General features: G+C 43.7%; 16 protein-coding genes. 6 read left to right on the top strand and 10 right to left on the bottom strand.

Annotated elements, in window-relative coordinates:
- The first annotated feature begins 8 nt into the window (after positions 1 to 8).
- Together I579_RS10505 and lpdD are read left to right on the top strand one after the other, a co-directional pair.
- Entirely contained in the window at positions 9 to 587 is a 579-nt protein-coding gene (locus I579_RS10505) for a UbiX family flavin prenyltransferase (RefSeq protein ID WP_010753384.1), read from the top strand.
- On the top strand, positions 584 to 1,003 hold the full coding sequence (gene lpdD, locus I579_RS10500; protein ID WP_010753383.1) for a prenylated flavin chaperone LpdD: 420 nt from the start codon (positions 584 to 586) through the stop codon (positions 1,001 to 1,003). Before I579_RS10505 ends, lpdD begins: the two co-directional genes overlap by 4 nt.
- 51 nt (positions 1,004 to 1,054) lie before the next feature.
- Here the strand turns inward: lpdD and I579_RS10495 are convergent, their stop codons facing one another.
- Positions 1,055 to 1,693, bottom strand: a complete 639-nt coding sequence (locus tag I579_RS10495) for a DUF421 domain-containing protein (RefSeq protein ID WP_010753382.1) — start codon at positions 1,691 to 1,693, stop codon at positions 1,055 to 1,057.
- Between the two features lie 12 nt (positions 1,694 to 1,705).
- Complete coding sequence (locus I579_RS10490) at positions 1,706 to 2,149, bottom strand: DUF3290 domain-containing protein (protein WP_034810336.1); 444 nt, start codon at positions 2,147 to 2,149, stop codon at positions 1,706 to 1,708.
- Positions 2,150 to 2,230: 81 nt separating this feature from the next.
- Here I579_RS10490 and I579_RS10485 point away from each other — a divergent pair, with 81 nt between their 5' ends.
- Positions 2,231 to 3,400 (top strand): IS256 family transposase, encoded by a 1,170-nt coding sequence (locus I579_RS10485; RefSeq protein ID WP_010752995.1) that lies wholly within the window; start codon positions 2,231 to 2,233, stop codon positions 3,398 to 3,400.
- Between the two features lie 522 nt (positions 3,401 to 3,922).
- On the opposite strand, the gene I579_RS10480 is transcribed toward I579_RS10485, so the two are convergent.
- The 4 genes from I579_RS10480 to I579_RS10460 form a co-directional block, all read right to left on the bottom strand.
- Entirely contained in the window at positions 3,923 to 4,267 is a 345-nt protein-coding gene (locus I579_RS10480) for a bacteriocin immunity protein (protein WP_010753380.1), read from the bottom strand.
- Between the two features lie 169 nt (positions 4,268 to 4,436).
- Positions 4,437 to 6,017, bottom strand: coding sequence for a peptide chain release factor 3 (locus I579_RS10475; protein WP_010753379.1), 1,581 nt, complete (start codon positions 6,015 to 6,017; stop codon positions 4,437 to 4,439).
- 222 nt (positions 6,018 to 6,239) lie between these two features.
- A complete protein-coding gene (locus I579_RS10465; protein WP_010753378.1) occupies positions 6,240 to 7,616 on the bottom strand; it encodes a hemolysin family protein in 1,377 nt (458 codons plus the stop codon).
- 140 nt (positions 7,617 to 7,756) lie between these two features.
- A complete protein-coding gene (locus tag I579_RS10460) occupies positions 7,757 to 8,866 on the bottom strand; it encodes an AI-2E family transporter (RefSeq protein ID WP_010753377.1) in 1,110 nt (369 codons plus the stop codon).
- Between the two features lie 151 nt (positions 8,867 to 9,017).
- Between I579_RS10460 and I579_RS10455 the strand changes: the two genes are divergently transcribed.
- Both I579_RS10455 and I579_RS10450 read left to right on the top strand, forming a co-directional pair.
- Positions 9,018 to 9,485 (top strand): GNAT family N-acetyltransferase, encoded by a 468-nt coding sequence (locus I579_RS10455; RefSeq protein ID WP_010753376.1) that lies wholly within the window; start codon positions 9,018 to 9,020, stop codon positions 9,483 to 9,485.
- A 35-nt stretch (positions 9,486 to 9,520) separates the two neighbouring features.
- Complete coding sequence (locus I579_RS10450) at positions 9,521 to 9,982, top strand: GNAT family N-acetyltransferase (protein ID WP_010753375.1); 462 nt, start codon at positions 9,521 to 9,523, stop codon at positions 9,980 to 9,982.
- Positions 9,983 to 10,021: 39 nt separating this feature from the next.
- Here the strand turns inward: I579_RS10450 and I579_RS10445 are convergent, their stop codons facing one another.
- The 4 genes from I579_RS10445 to recX form a co-directional block, all read right to left on the bottom strand.
- Positions 10,022 to 11,011 carry an N-acetylmuramoyl-L-alanine amidase family protein gene (locus I579_RS10445; protein WP_010753374.1) on the bottom strand — a complete coding sequence of 330 codons (990 nt, stop codon included), beginning with the start codon at positions 11,009 to 11,011 and terminating at the stop codon, positions 10,022 to 10,024.
- Between the two features lie 128 nt (positions 11,012 to 11,139).
- Positions 11,140 to 11,673 carry a nucleoside tri-diphosphate phosphatase gene (gene ntdP / locus I579_RS10440; RefSeq protein ID WP_010753373.1) on the bottom strand — a complete coding sequence of 178 codons (534 nt, stop codon included), beginning with the start codon at positions 11,671 to 11,673 and terminating at the stop codon, positions 11,140 to 11,142.
- 90 nt (positions 11,674 to 11,763) lie between these two features.
- Positions 11,764 to 12,927, bottom strand: a complete 1,164-nt coding sequence (gene mutY / locus I579_RS10435) for an A/G-specific adenine glycosylase (RefSeq protein ID WP_010753372.1) — start codon at positions 12,925 to 12,927, stop codon at positions 11,764 to 11,766.
- On the bottom strand, positions 12,920 to 13,714 hold the full coding sequence (recX, locus tag I579_RS10430; protein ID WP_010753371.1) for a recombination regulator RecX: 795 nt from the start codon (positions 13,712 to 13,714) through the stop codon (positions 12,920 to 12,922). The genes mutY and recX overlap by 8 nt, the downstream gene beginning before the upstream one ends.
- A 124-nt stretch (positions 13,715 to 13,838) precedes the next feature.
- Here recX and rlmD point away from each other — a divergent pair, with 124 nt between their 5' ends.
- A complete protein-coding gene (rlmD, locus tag I579_RS10425; protein ID WP_010753370.1) occupies positions 13,839 to 15,218 on the top strand; it encodes a 23S rRNA (uracil(1939)-C(5))-methyltransferase RlmD in 1,380 nt (459 codons plus the stop codon).

Genomic DNA, 15,218 nt, shown 5'->3' with positions numbered 1-15,218 from the left:
AACATTCTATGTCTCGGAAAAAGAAAATTGTGATTGGCATTACCGGTGCATCCGGTACGATTTATGCCATTGATCTGCTGAAAAAACTGCACGCTCACCCTGAAGTGGAAACTCATGTAGTGGTCAGCAACTGGGCCAAGCAAAACTTGAAACTAGAAGCAAACCTAAGTCTGGAAGACCTCTATGCTTTTTGTGATTACCACTACCCGATTAACGATCTCGGCGCAGCCATTGCTAGCGGTTCTTTCTTGGTAGATGCCATGGTTATCACCCCGGCCAGTATGAAAACCGTGGCGGCGATCGCCATGGGCTACAGCGACAATTTGATTGCCCGAGCTGCGGATGTGGCCTTAAAAGAACAACGAAAGATGATTCTTGTTCCGCGGGAGTCTCCCTTAAGTACGATTCATCTAGAAAACTTGACCAAGCTCTCCCGCATGGGGGTCCAAGTGATCCCGCCGATTCCCGCTTTTTACAATCATCCGGAAACCATCCAAGATTTAGTGAATCACCAATCCATGAAAATCATGGATGCTCTGGGAATTGCCAATGATACCGGAGGCCGTTGGAAAGGAGCAGAAGCATGAGCACTAAAGTTTTTGAAGTAACCAAAGCGGGCTACTCCATCAAAGCTGAAGTCACGATTATCGGCAAAGATTTGCTTATTGCTTTAACCGGTGGTGACACCCCTCATATTGGCACTATCACCTGGCTGGGCAAAGACGCCAGCAGTGATACCACCCGTTTTCCTAGCCATCACGGACGCTTCCATAAAGACGACGTGCTCAGCGAGGTTCTCCTAAAGCAGATTAACCCCGTCCTCCCCGGCACCTGTGTGATCACCGCGGGAGTTCATGTTAACGGGATTACTAAGGAGCAAATCACTGCTTCTTTTGAAATGACCGAAGAACTTGGCAAGGACATGGCAGCGTGGTTAGCAACAAGGGATTTCTCCACGGAAGAGCCGCGCTATGAGCACTACCATAAAACCTATCAAGACTAAACCAAAACCTCGGAATCTTTTAGAAGATTCCGAGGTTTTGCTTGTAGCATATTAATCATTATTATAGCCGAATAAATTTAGTCTACCAGATATGTATTCTCCCAAGTAGATCTCATTGATTCTCTCAAATCCTTGTTCCACTATTTTTTGTTCTAACCACAACTCATCTTTGTTGATCAATTCTAAGACATCAAAGTTTGTTTGACCGTCTACAATAATCGGATAGCGGATATTTTCGTCGCCATTTTCAATCACCGTCAGCTGACCATTTTGTTCTAAGACGGCTCTTTTAACATTTTCAATCTCGTAAATTCCATTTGCTCGTAGCTTGAACATCAGCTCATTGGCAGAAACTCCATGGGCCAAGCACTCTTTCATATCCACCTCCCCATCTTTAATCAAGTTAATCGGTCGACCGTCAATAATTGTTTTAACATAACGGTTATGCTCTTTGGCAAATTTAAGAATCAAAACCAAAAAAGTCCAAATAATCAAGACCAGGACAAATTGTAAAACCGAAATCGTATTATTGTAAATAACCCCACCGATAATGCCGCCTAATACATAATTTTGTACTTGATCCATAGCGGAAGACGGTGCTAAATTCCCTTTCCCTAGTATATTGATTTGAAAGATAAAGCAAATAATTCCCAAAGCAAATTTTACGATAATCGGACTGTAAAACTGCATTTCATTTTCCCCCTATTTGGTGACAGTAATTTCTTTATTTAGCAAATGAGCCCGCTCTAAAGTGTAGGATCCTTGGTCGAAGGCTAGATTGACACGATAGTATTCGTCTCCAATCTTAAGAATAACTCCATCAGCCAGTTGTGTGCCGTTTACGAAAATCTCTTCTTGAGCCACTGACCGTTCTTTGGCAACACTCTTAACGAAGGCTACCATTTGAGAAGACTGGGACTGTTTGGCTTGATTGGACTGATAGTCCGAGTATTGCACCCCTAAGGCGAAGACTAAAATCAATAAAAAAATAATACTCAAATCTCGATATTTTGTTTGAATACGATGTTTCAAATAACGTACAAAGACGATCACTAAAATAAATAGCGAACCAAAGATTACGGCATACTTAATATAGTCATTGAAGTTCGCCTGTGATTCTGATAGCGTAAAATATTTTGTGTAAATAGAAATTTAGGGTAGAAAAAGAGAAAGTCCATTCTGTAAAATTAAAGTTACGACACCGAAATTTTATAGGAGGACTTTCTCATGACTAATTTTACTACAGAAATTATGCAAACACTACTCAATAAAGGCGATTTAGATGAATTATTTCGGGATCATTTAGAACGAGCGATTAATTCACTTCTACAAGCAGAGCTAACTGCTTTTTTAGACTACGAAAAATATGATCGAAATGGATTCAATTCAGGAAATTCCCGTAACGGGAATTATTCACGTACATTTAAAACAGAATATGGAGAGCTAAATTTAACTATTCCTAGAGATCGGAATGGCGAATTTTCTCAACAAACACTCCCAGCATATAAGAGAACCAATGATTCGTTAGAAACGACCGTTATCCAATTATTTCAAAAAGGCATTACGATGGCTGAAATTTCCGAATTAATTGAAAAAATGTATGGGCATCACTATACGCCACAAACGATCTCCAACATGAGTAAACTCGTGTCTGAAGACGTTTTAGCATTTAAAGAAAGAACGTTAGAAGCCAGTTATTCCGTTATCTTTATGGATGCGACACATATTCCTTTGAAGAGACAAACCGTTTCAAAAGAAGCCGTGTACATTACGATTGGTATCCGATTGGATGGAACCAAAGAAGTTCTTGGGTTCACTATCGCCCCAACAGAATCCGCGTATATTTGGAAAGAGGTTCTTCAAGATCTTAAAAACCGTGGGTTAGAAGAGGTTTTATTAGTGGTAACCGATGGTTTAAGTGGTATCGAAGAAAGTATCCATAGTGTGTATCCGAATGCACAATTTCAACAATGCTGTGTACATGTATCTAGAAATATCGCACATAAAGTGCGTATTCGAGATCGAAAAGAAATTTGTGAGGAGTTCAAAGCGGTTTACCAAGCAACGTCTAAAGAAGAGGCATTGGCTCAAGTGGACTTTATGGTCAAAAAATGGGGAAAGCAGTATCCAAGAGTTGTCAATCTGCTCTTGAATCCTGCCATAGTCACATTTTATAATTTTCCTCCCACTATCAGACGAACCATCTATTCAACGAACTTAATCGAAGGATTTAATAAACAATTAAAACGGTATACTCGAAGAAAAGAACAATTTCCAAATGAAGACTCTTTAGAAAGATTTTTAGTGTCGCAATTTAATCAATATAACCAAAAATTTTTAGGCAGGATTCACAAAGGATTTAAAGAAATTCAGGATACATTAGAGTCAATGATTTAACTGTAATTAACGGAATGGATTTTCCATTTACACATAATTCTTGACGCTACCGTGATTCTAAATACTCAATTCCATAAAAATTCACGCTTTCCCCTCCCCTAAACTCCGATATCAAAACCAATGTTTCAGCTATAGAAGTAACTCTATTAGACAAGGGGATGCACCTTTAGCAGCCTTTGCCCCGCGTAAAGCTCGTCATAGTATTTATCTTGAGCCAAAATTTCCTGAAAGAAAAGAGCTGCTGACACAACTTGGGAAGCATAAGGAATCATTAGGCTGTGTTTACATTAACAAGTTACCAGATGTAGACTTGGTAGTTTTAAAAGAATTGATCACTGCGTCTACTAAAGAAACCTTGCGTAAAAGGAATCAATCGCAGAATTAATCATTGCTCCTAAACTTCAAAAAAACTTTCTCTAGCCGGTTAATACTAAATGGCTAGAGAAAGTTTTTTATTGTGACCTGATATCATTTTCTTTGCTAAAGGCTGGTAATGTGTCTTTTTTGTCTTATGTTTACTTATTACCTACGAGGCATCGGTTCTGTAAAACGATAAAATTGGGTTTTATCCGAATAGTCCCCTTGATAGATACCGTTTAAGCCTGCCTTTTGCCCATGAACCCCTAACTGAATAATCAGCGCTTCCTCTTTTTTCGAAAAATGAAGCTTTCCTTTTAAAGCGGCATTGCGAATATAATTTACCAAGCGATTGAGTAACGCCGCTGGATTTTTTTCGTCTTCCATTCGTTTATACACTTGCAGTAGGACATCTGTAATGTCGAGCAGTTCTGGAGGTTGCTTGTCTCTTTGGGATAACAAATTGTACAGTTCATGGATCTCCATTTTCGCTTCTTCACACATTGACATTCTAGCATCCTTCTTTCTTCTCACAGGAAATCAATCACATTTTTTCGGACTTTCATCAGAAATCGATTGCCCCCTATGCTAATACACGACTAGAGAATACACCTACTGTATTTTTGTGTCAAACCAGAACAAAAAGGACCACTCCAACAAGAGAAGTGGTCCTAAATTTTTACATCAAACTCTTCAATTCCACATTGGGATACTTGTCACTAAACCAGCGCATGGCAAATTGGTTTTCAAACAAGAACAGTGGTTGATCGAAGCGATCCCGGGCTAGGATATTCCGGCTAGAACTCATCTTCTCGTCCAAGTCTTTTGGATCGATCCAACGAGCAATTTTGTGGCCCATTGGTGTCATGATGACTTCCGCATTGTATTCGTTTTGCATACGGTATTGGAAGACTTCAAACTGCAACTGACCCACGGCGCCGATGATGTATTCTTCCGTGAGATAGGTCTTATACAACTGAATCGCTCCTTCTTGCACCAATTGATAGATGCCTTTGTGGAAGGACTTTTGCTTCATGACATTTTTCGCTTGGACTTTCATAAAGAGTTCCGGGGTAAAGGATGGCAATTCTTCGTAAGCGACTTTTAGCTTGCCTTCGTAAATCGTATCCCCAATCTGATAGTTCCCGGTGTCGTACACCCCGATGATGTCTCCGGCAACGGCTTCTTGGATATTTTCTCGCGTGTCCGCCATAAACTGAGTAACATTGGCCAATTTCATCTTTTTACCCGTACGCTCCAAGAAGACATCCATCCCCCGTTCAAAGGTTCCCGAACAGATTCGCACAAAAGCGATCCGGTCCCGGTGAGCTGGGTTCATATTCGCTTGAATTTTAAAGACAAATCCGGAGAAATCTTGTTCATAGGGGCTGACTTCTTGGCCGTCGATGGTTTTGTGTCCATAAGGTGACGGAGCGAATTCTAAGAAGGTTTCTAAGAAGGTTTGCACCCCGAAATTCGTCAAAGCCGAACCGAAGAAGACCGGTGTTTGGTCCCCACGAGCGATTTTTTTCCGGTTAAAGCTGTCTCCGGCTTCTTTTAGCAGTTCAACTTCTTCTTGCACATCACTAAAGAGGCTATTGCCTTTTAACGGATGATTTTCTGGAATATCCCCCGCATCGTCTAAAGGCACAAAGCGCTCGCCGCCGTAATTATCCGGACGATACAACTCCACCCGATTATTGTAAATATCATACAAGCCTTCTAAGCCTTTTCCCATCCCAATGGGCCAATTCATAGGATAAGACTCGATATCCAAAAGTTCTTCTAATTCTTCCAGCAATTCCAAAGGTTCCCGACCATCTCGGTCCAACTTGTTAATGAAGGTAAAAATCGGAATACCCCGTTTTTTCACGACTTGGAAGAGTTTCTTCGTTTGGGCTTCGATCCCCTTGGCGCTGTCGATAACCATGACCGCACTATCCACCGCCATCAATGTCCGGTACGTGTCTTCTGAGAAGTCCTCGTGCCCAGGAGTATCTAGAATGTTTACCCGTTTGCCATCATAATCAAACTGCATCACAGAACTGGTTACGGAAATCCCCCGTTGTTTCTCGATTTCCATCCAGTCGGATTTGGCAAAGTTCCCGGTCTTTTTCCCTTTAACGGTTCCGGCTTGGCGAATGGCGCCGCCGAAAAGCAAGAGTTGTTCAGTAATCGTCGTTTTCCCGGCATCCGGGTGACTGATAATCGCAAAAGTCCGACGCATGTCGACTTCTTCACGTAAATTTGGATTGTTCATTTGCGTAACTCCATTTCTATTGTCATCATTAAATACAAAAATCAGGCTCAATTTTTACATTGGGATTCCTCCAAGGATTTTCAACTAGCCTAGTATAGCATGAATCCTGAACTCTGTGAACTTGGGAAAAGCGCTCTAAGACAACTTTCCGAAAAAAAAGAAGGAAGCCTAGGCCTCCTTCTTCTTGCGCCAAAAACTCAAGCGGGTTAAGAACCCTGCTGTTCATTTAGGGGCGTCATCCCCTTCAGTTTCCCGGCGAAAATGATGTTTTTCTTCCTCTACCACCGTCTCTGGTTCCACCGGTGTATGGAAAACCACGCGAATTTTTAGCACTCGTGAGCCTTCCATTTTTTCAGAGGTTAAGGTCAGATTGTCGATATCGTAGGAAAGGTGTTGCCCTTCATCTGGAATCGTCCCTAAAGCAGTGATTAAGTACCCTGCCATGGTGTCCACATCATTCATATGAAGGCCTGTGGTAAAGAGCTCATTAAACTCTTCAATCAACATCCGGCCTTGAATGATGTATTCTTCGTCGCTGATTTTTTCATAAAGGGTTTCGACTTCATCGGATTCGTCGTCGATTTCCCCAACGATTTCTTCCAATAAGTCTTCCAAGGTAACTAGACCTACCACCCCACCATACTCGTCTAAAAGGATGGCCATTTGGTTTTGGGTTTTCTTTAACTCATATAACAAGTCATCAATAAAGACTGTTTCCGGTACGAAGAGTGGCTCTTGTAAAATATCGATGATTTGCAATTGGTCAAAGCCGACTTTATAAGCCGATTTCAATAAGTTCTTCGTGTGCAAAACCCCGATGACTTTGTCTTTGTCTTCGTTGTAAACCGGAATCCGGGAGTAGTTTTCCGCTAAGACTTCCGCCAAAATCTCTTCCACGGTATCGTTGACGTCCACCATAAATGCATCGGTTCGTGGGACCATGACTTCTCGGGCCACCTTGGTGTCCAAAGAGAAAATCCCTTGTAACATTTCCAACTCGTCGTCTTCAAAGACGCCCTCGGTTTCTAACATGTAACGCATTTCGTCTCGGGTCATCTTCGTATCTTCATCGTCGAATTCCATCGGAGTAATCCGGGCCAACAAACTAGTGGAGGCGGATAATAACCAAACGAAAGGTTTCGCGATGGTGCCTATCACGCTGATGACACCAGAAGCAAACTGGGCTACTTGTTCCGACTTGTTCATGGCAATTCGTTTCGGATAGAGTTCCCCGAAAACGATGGAGACATAGGTCAAAATAGCTAAAACAATAATGCTAGCAAGACTTTTCGCTGCTGCGGAGCCACCAAGCAATGGTGCCAACCGGGCAGACAAGGTATCGGCTAAGGATGCCCCGGACAAGATATTGACCAAGGTAATCCCCACTTGAATCGTGGATAAAAAGTTTGTGGGCTCGTGTAAGACCTTTAACAGTCTAATCGACTTGGGATCCCCTTCTTCTGCTTTTTGCTCGACACGGTTTTTGTTTACCGAAACAACCGCGATTTCGGAAGCCGCCAAGAAGGCGTTGATCAAGGTCAAAACAATTAATAGTAATATTTGCGCGATTAGCGACTGACTCTCGGGGTCAGCATTCATAATGCCACACACTCTCTTTCATGTTCAAAATTAGGTAGAAAAAAACGTGGAAGATTTCCACTGTAAAAATCGTATCACAAAGCATTTTTCAATGCAATCAAAACCCCACCCAAACGGATGAGGTTTTAGGAAATATTCGTCTATTTAATCGTCTCGAGTTTTTTCGTTTGATCATTGCGAATCACGCGAATCAAGAAGACAACGATTGTCCGGCAAATGGCATAAAATGGTACCCCTAAGAAAATCCCCAGTAGCCCAGCGATGTTTCCTGCCACCATTAAGACTAAGATGATCGTCAATGGATGAATCTTCAAGGACTTGCCGATAACGTTTGGATAGATGATATTGCCGTCTAGTTGTTGCACGATCAATACGACCACACAACACAGCAAGGCTTTAATCGGTGAATTGAAGACCGTCACCAAAACCGCCGGCAAAAGTCCTAAATAAGGACCCAGGTAAGGGATTAAATTGGTAACCCCTGCGACCATGCCGAACAAGAATGCATATTCCACGCCGATAATCTGATACCCGATAAACGTAAAAGTTGCCACAAAGACGCATTCAATGGCTTGACCGCTGATGTAGCTAGACAAGGTATGGTTCATATCTCCTAAGAGCTCCACGATTTGTTCCCGACGTTTTTCCGGGAAGAAGCGTTGGATATTTGGCACCAAACGTTGCCCATCCTTTAACATATAGAACAAAACAAAGGGTACCGTGATAACCGTCATGGCCGTAGTAGCGACTCCGCCTACGATGGAACCTAAGCTACTGGATAAACCAGACAAGAACTTCTGAATCAAGGACCCATAAGAAATATCCAGCTTGTCGATTTGTGCTTCAATGTCGATATTTTGTAAAGCTGGATTTTTCGCAAGCTCTGTCAGCCACTCTTGCATCCCCTGAATAAATTGAGGCGTTTTTTCTGCCAAGGACGCCAGCTGAGTAACCAGACTTGGAATCACCGCTAAAACTAACCACACTAAAACGCCTAACAAGAGCAATAGCACAATGGCAATACCGTAGATGCGCTTCATCTTCGTCAGACGAGTCAACAAATTGACAATCGGGTTTAAGAGGTAATACAAGAACCCCGCAATCAAAACCGGGGCGAACAAAGTGGAGAAAAAGGTCCCCACCGGTTGAAAGATAAAGTCAATTTTGGTTGAGACAAAAACTAATGTGGCCAAAATCAATAATTCAAAAGACCAAAACATCAATTTTGATTCTTTTATTTTTTCAAACATTGGCAAAACTCCCTCGCTCATTTGATAAGGTCAATCTTACCAAAGTTCCCTTATGAATAACAGAAAAAGCACAAATTTCCAAAAAGAATTCGCAATTGATGCAGGGAAAAGCCACTATCGGGTATACTAAAGCAGAAGGAGTGATTGTAAGATGAAAATCGTCCAAACCAAAGATACCATGAGTGAAATTTATCTAGATGCCCTGCGGATTCGTAACCACGTCTTCGTGGAAGAACAGCAAGTCCCTCTAACTCTAGAAATCGACGAAAACGAGGCTTACTCTGTACATTTTGTTCTCTATGTAAAGGGTGTCGCCAAGGCCACCGTCCGACTGTTACCCATAGATGCTACTCATGTGAAAGTCCAGCGTATGGCCGTGGAAAAAGACGCTCGCGGCCAAGGCTATGGTCAATTCCTACTAGAAGCCGCCGAAGACTTTGCCCAAAAGCAAGGGTTTACCCAAATTACCCTAGGGGCTCAGCTGTCCGCTCGCCCATTTTATGAAAAAAGTGGCTACGTAGCCCGTGGTCCCGTCTTTTTAGATGCCGGCATCGAACACGTGGAAATGACCAAAGCCCTCACCCCGGCTACACCGAATACCAGTGGCTTTGAATTATAAAACAGCACCCCTATTCCCTCTAAAGGAGACTACCTATGAAAATCAAGGCCTGTGAAGACGCTTCATTGATTGTCCCTTTGCTAAAGGAACTCCACGAACACCATCTCAAGCTGGACTCCGACCTGTTTAAAAAGGTCCCTGATCACGTCTACTCTGAGATTGTGGCCAAAGCTTTGGCTAGTGGGGAGCATCATTTTTACTTGGCTTTTCAAGACGAGGTGCCAGTAGGTTTTATCTGGCTAGAGGAACTACCGGTACGGGAAAATGATTTGGTGCGCCTGGAACGTTCCCTACACATTAGTGGTCTTGTGACGAAAAATCATCTACGTGGACAAGGAATTGCCGAAGCACTCCTAGCTCAAGGGGAAACCTTCGCCAAAGAACATGACTATCCTCAATTGACCTTAGATTTCTGGGCCGTCAATGACTTACGGGAATTTTACACGAAGCAAGGCTACCAACCTTGCAAATATCAATATCATAAAAGCTTGATTTAAAAATGAGCCTCGAGACTTACAAGGTCCCGAGGCTCATTTTTATGCATTATTTTGTGCTACATAATTCGTCAAGGCAGTTAAAATGCCTTGGGCGACTTTGTCTGGAAAGTCCTCTTGGGTAATCTGTGGCAAATCCGTATCGCTGTTTAAATAGCCTAGCTCCAAAAGCAAGCTAACCGGCTGATTGTTCTCACGAATCACATAGTAATTACCCGTGCGCACGCCGTTATTGGATAGTCCAATTTCTGCACCCAAATCTTGACTGACTAAATCGGCTAGGGCTTCCCCTTCTTGGTAGTAGTGATAGGTGGTAAAGCCTTGCCAGCCATTATCTGTATCAAAATTGTCGTAGTGGAAGCTTAAAAAGACATCTGGTTGCGCCGCTTCCGATAGTTCCACGATTTCGCTCAAATCTAACATTTCGTCGGAATCTCGTGTATAGGTCACTTGCACGCCATTTTCTGTTAGTAATTTTCCCACGGCTTTGACGGTTTTCAAAGTCAGATCTTTTTCATAGACACTTTCATCGGGACTGGTGGCCCCACTGTCAATGCCGCCGTGACCGGCATCTAACACAATGTGTAGTTCACTTAAAGTCCGAGGAGCAGAAGTCTGGCTCACCTCTTGAATCTGGGCATTGTCTTTGGGAATATAACCTTCTTTGCCAGAGTCTGCCCGCACTTTCACGTAGTCACCCTCTGTGGCCAGCCAAGTCGCCCATTCCCCCCGATGGAGTTTGGTTAAGACGGTGCTGTCACTAGCCGTGGTCTCATGTACAGATACATAATCCGCCGCCGATTCCACATCGGTATCGTAAAGAGCCGGATCTACGTAAACTTTGACCATTTTCACCGTGGTGGTAGTCCGGGGACTCAAGGATTCCTCACTACTGGAGGTGCTGGTCTGAGTCACCTGCTCACTGCTCGTGACGATGCTCGCCTGTTCTTCTTGGTAATGCATCCCCACAAAAACTACCGCCGCAATTACGCCGGCAAAAGGGATCAACAGTGCCTTTTTTCTTTTCATCATCGATCACAATCCTTTACGTTTATGAATAAATGATACCTTATTTAGCTTAACTTTGTCTTAAATACCCCTTCGTAAAAAAACAAAAATAGAAAAAAGTTACCGTAGCCTAGGCCAGCGGTAACTTTTTTCTATCGTTGAGACAATTGCTTGTAGCGGTTATACCAAACATCGATATAGCCTTCGGAAAAGGGACCTTTTCCATTATTGATCCAGTCCACCAGGATCTTGACATTTTCCTTTAGAATAAAGTCAATGTCTTGGGGATAATCCATGATCTTACTATGAAGCTCATACTCATCCACATCCAATAGCCGCTTTTCCCCATCAGGAAAAACCTTGATATCGAGATCGTAATCGATATACTTCAAGGCCTCTTCGTCAAGTAAAAAGGGGGAGGCCAAGTTACAATAATACGAAACGCCCTTTTCTCTGATCATTGCGATTACATTGAACCAGCACTTTTTATGGAAATAGACAATCGCTGGTTCTCGGGTCACCCAACGGCGGCCATCTGATTCAGTGACCAAAGTGTGGTCGTTCACGCCAATCATCGAGTATTCGCTGGTCTTTAAAACCATCGTATCCCGCCACGTTCGGTGCAAATTGCCATCATGTTTGTAACTTTGAATCGTTACAAATTCTCCTTCTTTCGGAATTCGCATAGATACCCTTCTCTCGCAAGCATGCTTGCAGTCGTTCGGATGAAATTACACCGACATCGAAAATATTATATCAATAAAAGCCTAACTTGACTAGAAATCTTTGTTATTGCTCCTATTTTTCTGCCAGAGTGCTACTAATTTCTGTTGCGGCTTTGGAAAAACATACTGGTCAAAGTTGGCCCCAGCCACCCAACGAGCTCCTTCCGGCAATTTTTGTTCCTTCGTTACGCGGCCATAAAATAATAAAACATGCCACTTCAAATGGCTGAAAATATGACTGATTTCTCCTAGATGCCGGGTTTGCCAGACGACGCTAGGTACAGCTTCTGACCAGACTGGCAATGCGGGCACAGCGTCTTCTGCGACTAAGTCTAAGACAAGCTGTCCTTCTTCATAAGCCAACTGATAGCGCCGATACTCTTCTTGGGTGACTTCTACTAAGGGAAAGGTCCACATCTTTGCCAATAGTCCCGTCTCTGGCCGCTGGACCAGCAAGTACTCCCCTTTTTGATTTTGCAAGCAATAAGCCAAGTAATAAACCGGCTTTGGAGGTTGCTTCTTTGACTTCACTGGATACTGCGCCACAGTGTCTGTCTCATAGGCTTGGCAATAGTTTTGCAAAGGACACTCCATACACTGAGGACTGGTAGGCGTACAAATACTGGAGCCTAAGTCCATCAAGGCCTGATTAAAATCTCCGGGAGCCTCAGGAGGTAATATTTTACGCATGGCTTGATCAAATACTTTGCGGCTGGCAGGCTTGGCGATATCTGCTTGAATGGTAAAAAGCCGGCTGATCACGCGCATAACGTTACCGTCAATGGCTGGCTCTGGCAAACCAAAGGCAATACTGGCAATCGCCCCCGCCGTGTAAGGCCCGATGCCTTTAAGACTGCTGATTTCCTCGATTGTTTGAGGCATTTGCCCATTGTAATGAGCCACTATCTCCTGGGCTGCGGCTTGGATATTCCGAGCCCGGGAATAATAGCCCAAACCTTCCCAAAGTTTTAGGAGCTGCTCTTCCGGGGCACTAGCCAAGGTAGCAATATCGGGAAAAGCCTCCATAAAGCGATAGAAATAGTCGATTACCGTGACCACACGGGTTTGTTGCAACATGATTTCCGAAATCCAAATCCGATAAGGATCGTGGTTTTCCCGCCAAGGCAAGTTTCGTTGATGGGCATCATACCAATCCAAAAAGTCCTCTTGCAACTCTTTGATTTCTTGTGGTGTCAATCGTTCCCAATTAGTCATCCATTTCTTCCTTACTGTCAAGATATTGTTGAATCGCCGTTAAGTCAAAGCCCTTTTGATACAGGCTTTGTTTGATTTTTTGATTGCGTTTTTCCCGGGGCTTACTTTGGTGACGTCGCCAGAGTTTGTCTGCTTCTTTTTCCAAGGCGGCATTTTCTGCTTCCTGATCTTTTTCCACTAATAATTCGGCTAAAACTTGATTGATTTCTTCAGGACCAAAGCCTTTTTGCATCAAACTTTGGCGCAGTTTTTGGCCGGTTTCCTTAAAGCTTTTTCCATGAATCCGGCGCAGGGCTTTTTCACCGGTATGCAAAGCCACCGCCAGTTGTTCTTTTTCCTCATAAAGCGCCAAAGCATCTTCCGCCGTCGCGCCTTTAATGCCCTTTTTCAGTAACTGCTGGCGAATCGCCCCCGGGCCTTTTCCGGAAAGGCGCATTTGGGTTCGAACGTAGCTCTCGGCATAGATTTTGTCATTGACCAAATTCAGCTCTTTCAAGCGTTCAATGACTTTTTTTCGGTCTTTTAAAAGCAGCTCATGCTCCTTTAAAAACTGGTCCACTTCTTTTTCCGAACGGAGCTGGTAGCTGATATAGCGATAGCTTTCCTGTAAGCCTAAATCAAAGCGACTGCTGTCTTTTAATTCTCGCAATTCTGCTTCTGAAATTTCTTGGCCTTTTAGTAACCGATGGCGCACCAATTGATCTTCTGAAACTAGCAAAGTCTCGTGGTTGGAAAAGGTTACTTTGAAGAGATTCTTTTCTTTGGCTAAGCCGGTGATCGTCAGCATTTTTGTCATCCTTTCCAAACGTTGAACTTCTATGAGAACACACATTCTAGTGTAACACAAAAAGGCTTTTTCTTCTGGCGGTTTGTGTTAGAATAGTGGGGAAATTTAGAAATGAGGGAAGCCTATGTCACAAGTCGCCGCTAAAGTCGGTCAGACCTTAAAAATCCAAATCAAACGTCTAGGTATCAACGGAGAAGGCATCGGCTATTACCGCCGGACGATCATCTTCGTACCTGGAGCCTTACCTAAAGAAGAAGTCCAAGTCAAAGTGACAAAAACCGAAAGCCGCTACTTAGAAGGGGAACTGGTCAAAATCTTACAAGCCAGTCCGGAGCGAGTTACGCCTCCTTGTCCTTTTTATGATCGTTGCGGTGGCTGCCAGTTGCAACACTTAGACTATCAGGCGCAACTGCGCTTTAAAAAAGATCTTTTGCGTCAATCCTTGGCCAAGTTCAAACCTCAAGGCTGGGAAACGTATTCTTTACGGCCGACGATTGGCATGGAAGATCCGTGGCACTATCGCAACAAGGCCCAATTTCAACTGCGCTACAACGAGCGCTTGCAAAAAGCCGAAGCCGGCCTGTACGAGCGCAATAGTCATCAGCTGGTTGCCATTGACGACTGCCTCGTGCAAATGCCCGCCACCCAATCAGCCTTAAATGTCTTGGTGCAACTCTTGACGAAATACCAAACCCCGATTTACGACGAAAAGAAAAACTCCGGTATTGTGAAGACGCTGGTCGTTCGAGTTGGCCAAGCAACCGGGGAATTACAAGTAACTTTTGTGACCAGTACCCCGAAACTGCCACAAAAAAATGCACTGATTCGAGAAATCACGGAGCTCTTGCCTAAGGTCGTCTCCATTATGCAAAACATCCAGAAAAAACAAACCTCTTTGGTCATGGGAGACGAAACCGTGCATCTCTGGGGCAAAGAAACGATTCACGAACAGGTCAACGAACTACAATTCGACCTGTCCGCCCGGGCCTTTTACCAGCTGAACCCTCGCCAAACCGCAGTTTTGTATCAAGAAGCCGCCAAAGCTTTGGACTTACAAGGTGACGAGCGCTTAGTGGATGCTTACTGTGGCGTGGGTACGATTGGCCTGAGTCTAGCGCCTTTGGTCAAAGAAGTCCGAGGCATGGATGTGATTCCTGAAGCCATTGCCGACGCCCAACAAAATGCTCGCAACATGAAGTATGACAATGCCCATTACACCGTGGGTACAGCGGAAGAAGTCTTACCTCGCTGGCTTAAGGAAGGCTTCCGTCCAGACGCCATTCTAGTGGACCCTCCCCGGACCGGCTTGGACAATCAGTTAAAGAAGGCGCTGCTACAATATCCCGTAGAAAAACTTGTCTACATTTCTTGTAACGTCTCCACTTTAGCTCGGGATTTGGCAGACCTCGCGCATACGTACCAAGTGGACTACCTTCAGTCCGTGGATATGTTCCCTCAAACTGCCCGCTGCGAAGTGGTGGTAAAATTACAGAAACGGAACTAA

Source organism: Enterococcus asini ATCC 700915 (assembly GCF_000407365.1).
In the GTDB taxonomy this organism is placed as follows: domain Bacteria; phylum Bacillota; class Bacilli; order Lactobacillales; family Enterococcaceae; genus Enterococcus_C; species Enterococcus_C asini.
The sequence above is the reverse complement of the archived record's forward strand: the minus strand, read 5'-3'. Positions and strand labels throughout refer to the sequence as shown.

Bases quoted from the DNA above. Each gene is read 5' to 3' on its own strand.
- I579_RS10505 (WP_010753384.1), top strand. From the start codon at position 9: ATGTCTCGGAAAAAGAAAATTGTGATTGGCATTACCGGTGCATCCGGT.
- lpdD (WP_010753383.1), top strand. From the start codon at position 584: ATGAGCACTAAAGTTTTTGAAGTAACCAAAGCGGGCTACTCCATCAAA.
- I579_RS10495 (WP_010753382.1), bottom strand. From the start codon at position 1,693: ATGCAGTTTTACAGTCCGATTATCGTAAAATTTGCTTTGGGAATTATT.
- I579_RS10485 (WP_010752995.1), top strand. From the start codon at position 2,231: ATGACTAATTTTACTACAGAAATTATGCAAACACTACTCAATAAAGGC.
- I579_RS10480 (WP_010753380.1), bottom strand. From the start codon at position 4,267: ATGTCAATGTGTGAAGAAGCGAAAATGGAGATCCATGAACTGTACAAT.
- I579_RS10475 (WP_010753379.1), bottom strand. From the start codon at position 6,017: ATGAACAATCCAAATTTACGTGAAGAAGTCGACATGCGTCGGACTTTT.
- I579_RS10465 (WP_010753378.1), bottom strand. From the start codon at position 7,616: ATGAATGCTGACCCCGAGAGTCAGTCGCTAATCGCGCAAATATTACTA.
- I579_RS10460 (WP_010753377.1), bottom strand. From the start codon at position 8,866: ATGTTTGAAAAAATAAAAGAATCAAAATTGATGTTTTGGTCTTTTGAA.
- I579_RS10455 (WP_010753376.1), top strand. From the start codon at position 9,018: ATGAAAATCGTCCAAACCAAAGATACCATGAGTGAAATTTATCTAGAT.
- I579_RS10450 (WP_010753375.1), top strand. From the start codon at position 9,521: ATGAAAATCAAGGCCTGTGAAGACGCTTCATTGATTGTCCCTTTGCTA.
- I579_RS10445 (WP_010753374.1), bottom strand. From the start codon at position 11,011: ATGATGAAAAGAAAAAAGGCACTGTTGATCCCTTTTGCCGGCGTAATT.
- ntdP (WP_010753373.1), bottom strand. From the start codon at position 11,673: ATGCGAATTCCGAAAGAAGGAGAATTTGTAACGATTCAAAGTTACAAA.
- mutY (WP_010753372.1), bottom strand. From the start codon at position 12,927: ATGACTAATTGGGAACGATTGACACCACAAGAAATCAAAGAGTTGCAA.
- recX (WP_010753371.1), bottom strand. From the start codon at position 13,714: ATGCTGACGATCACCGGCTTAGCCAAAGAAAAGAATCTCTTCAAAGTA.
- rlmD (WP_010753370.1), top strand. From the start codon at position 13,839: ATGTCACAAGTCGCCGCTAAAGTCGGTCAGACCTTAAAAATCCAAATC.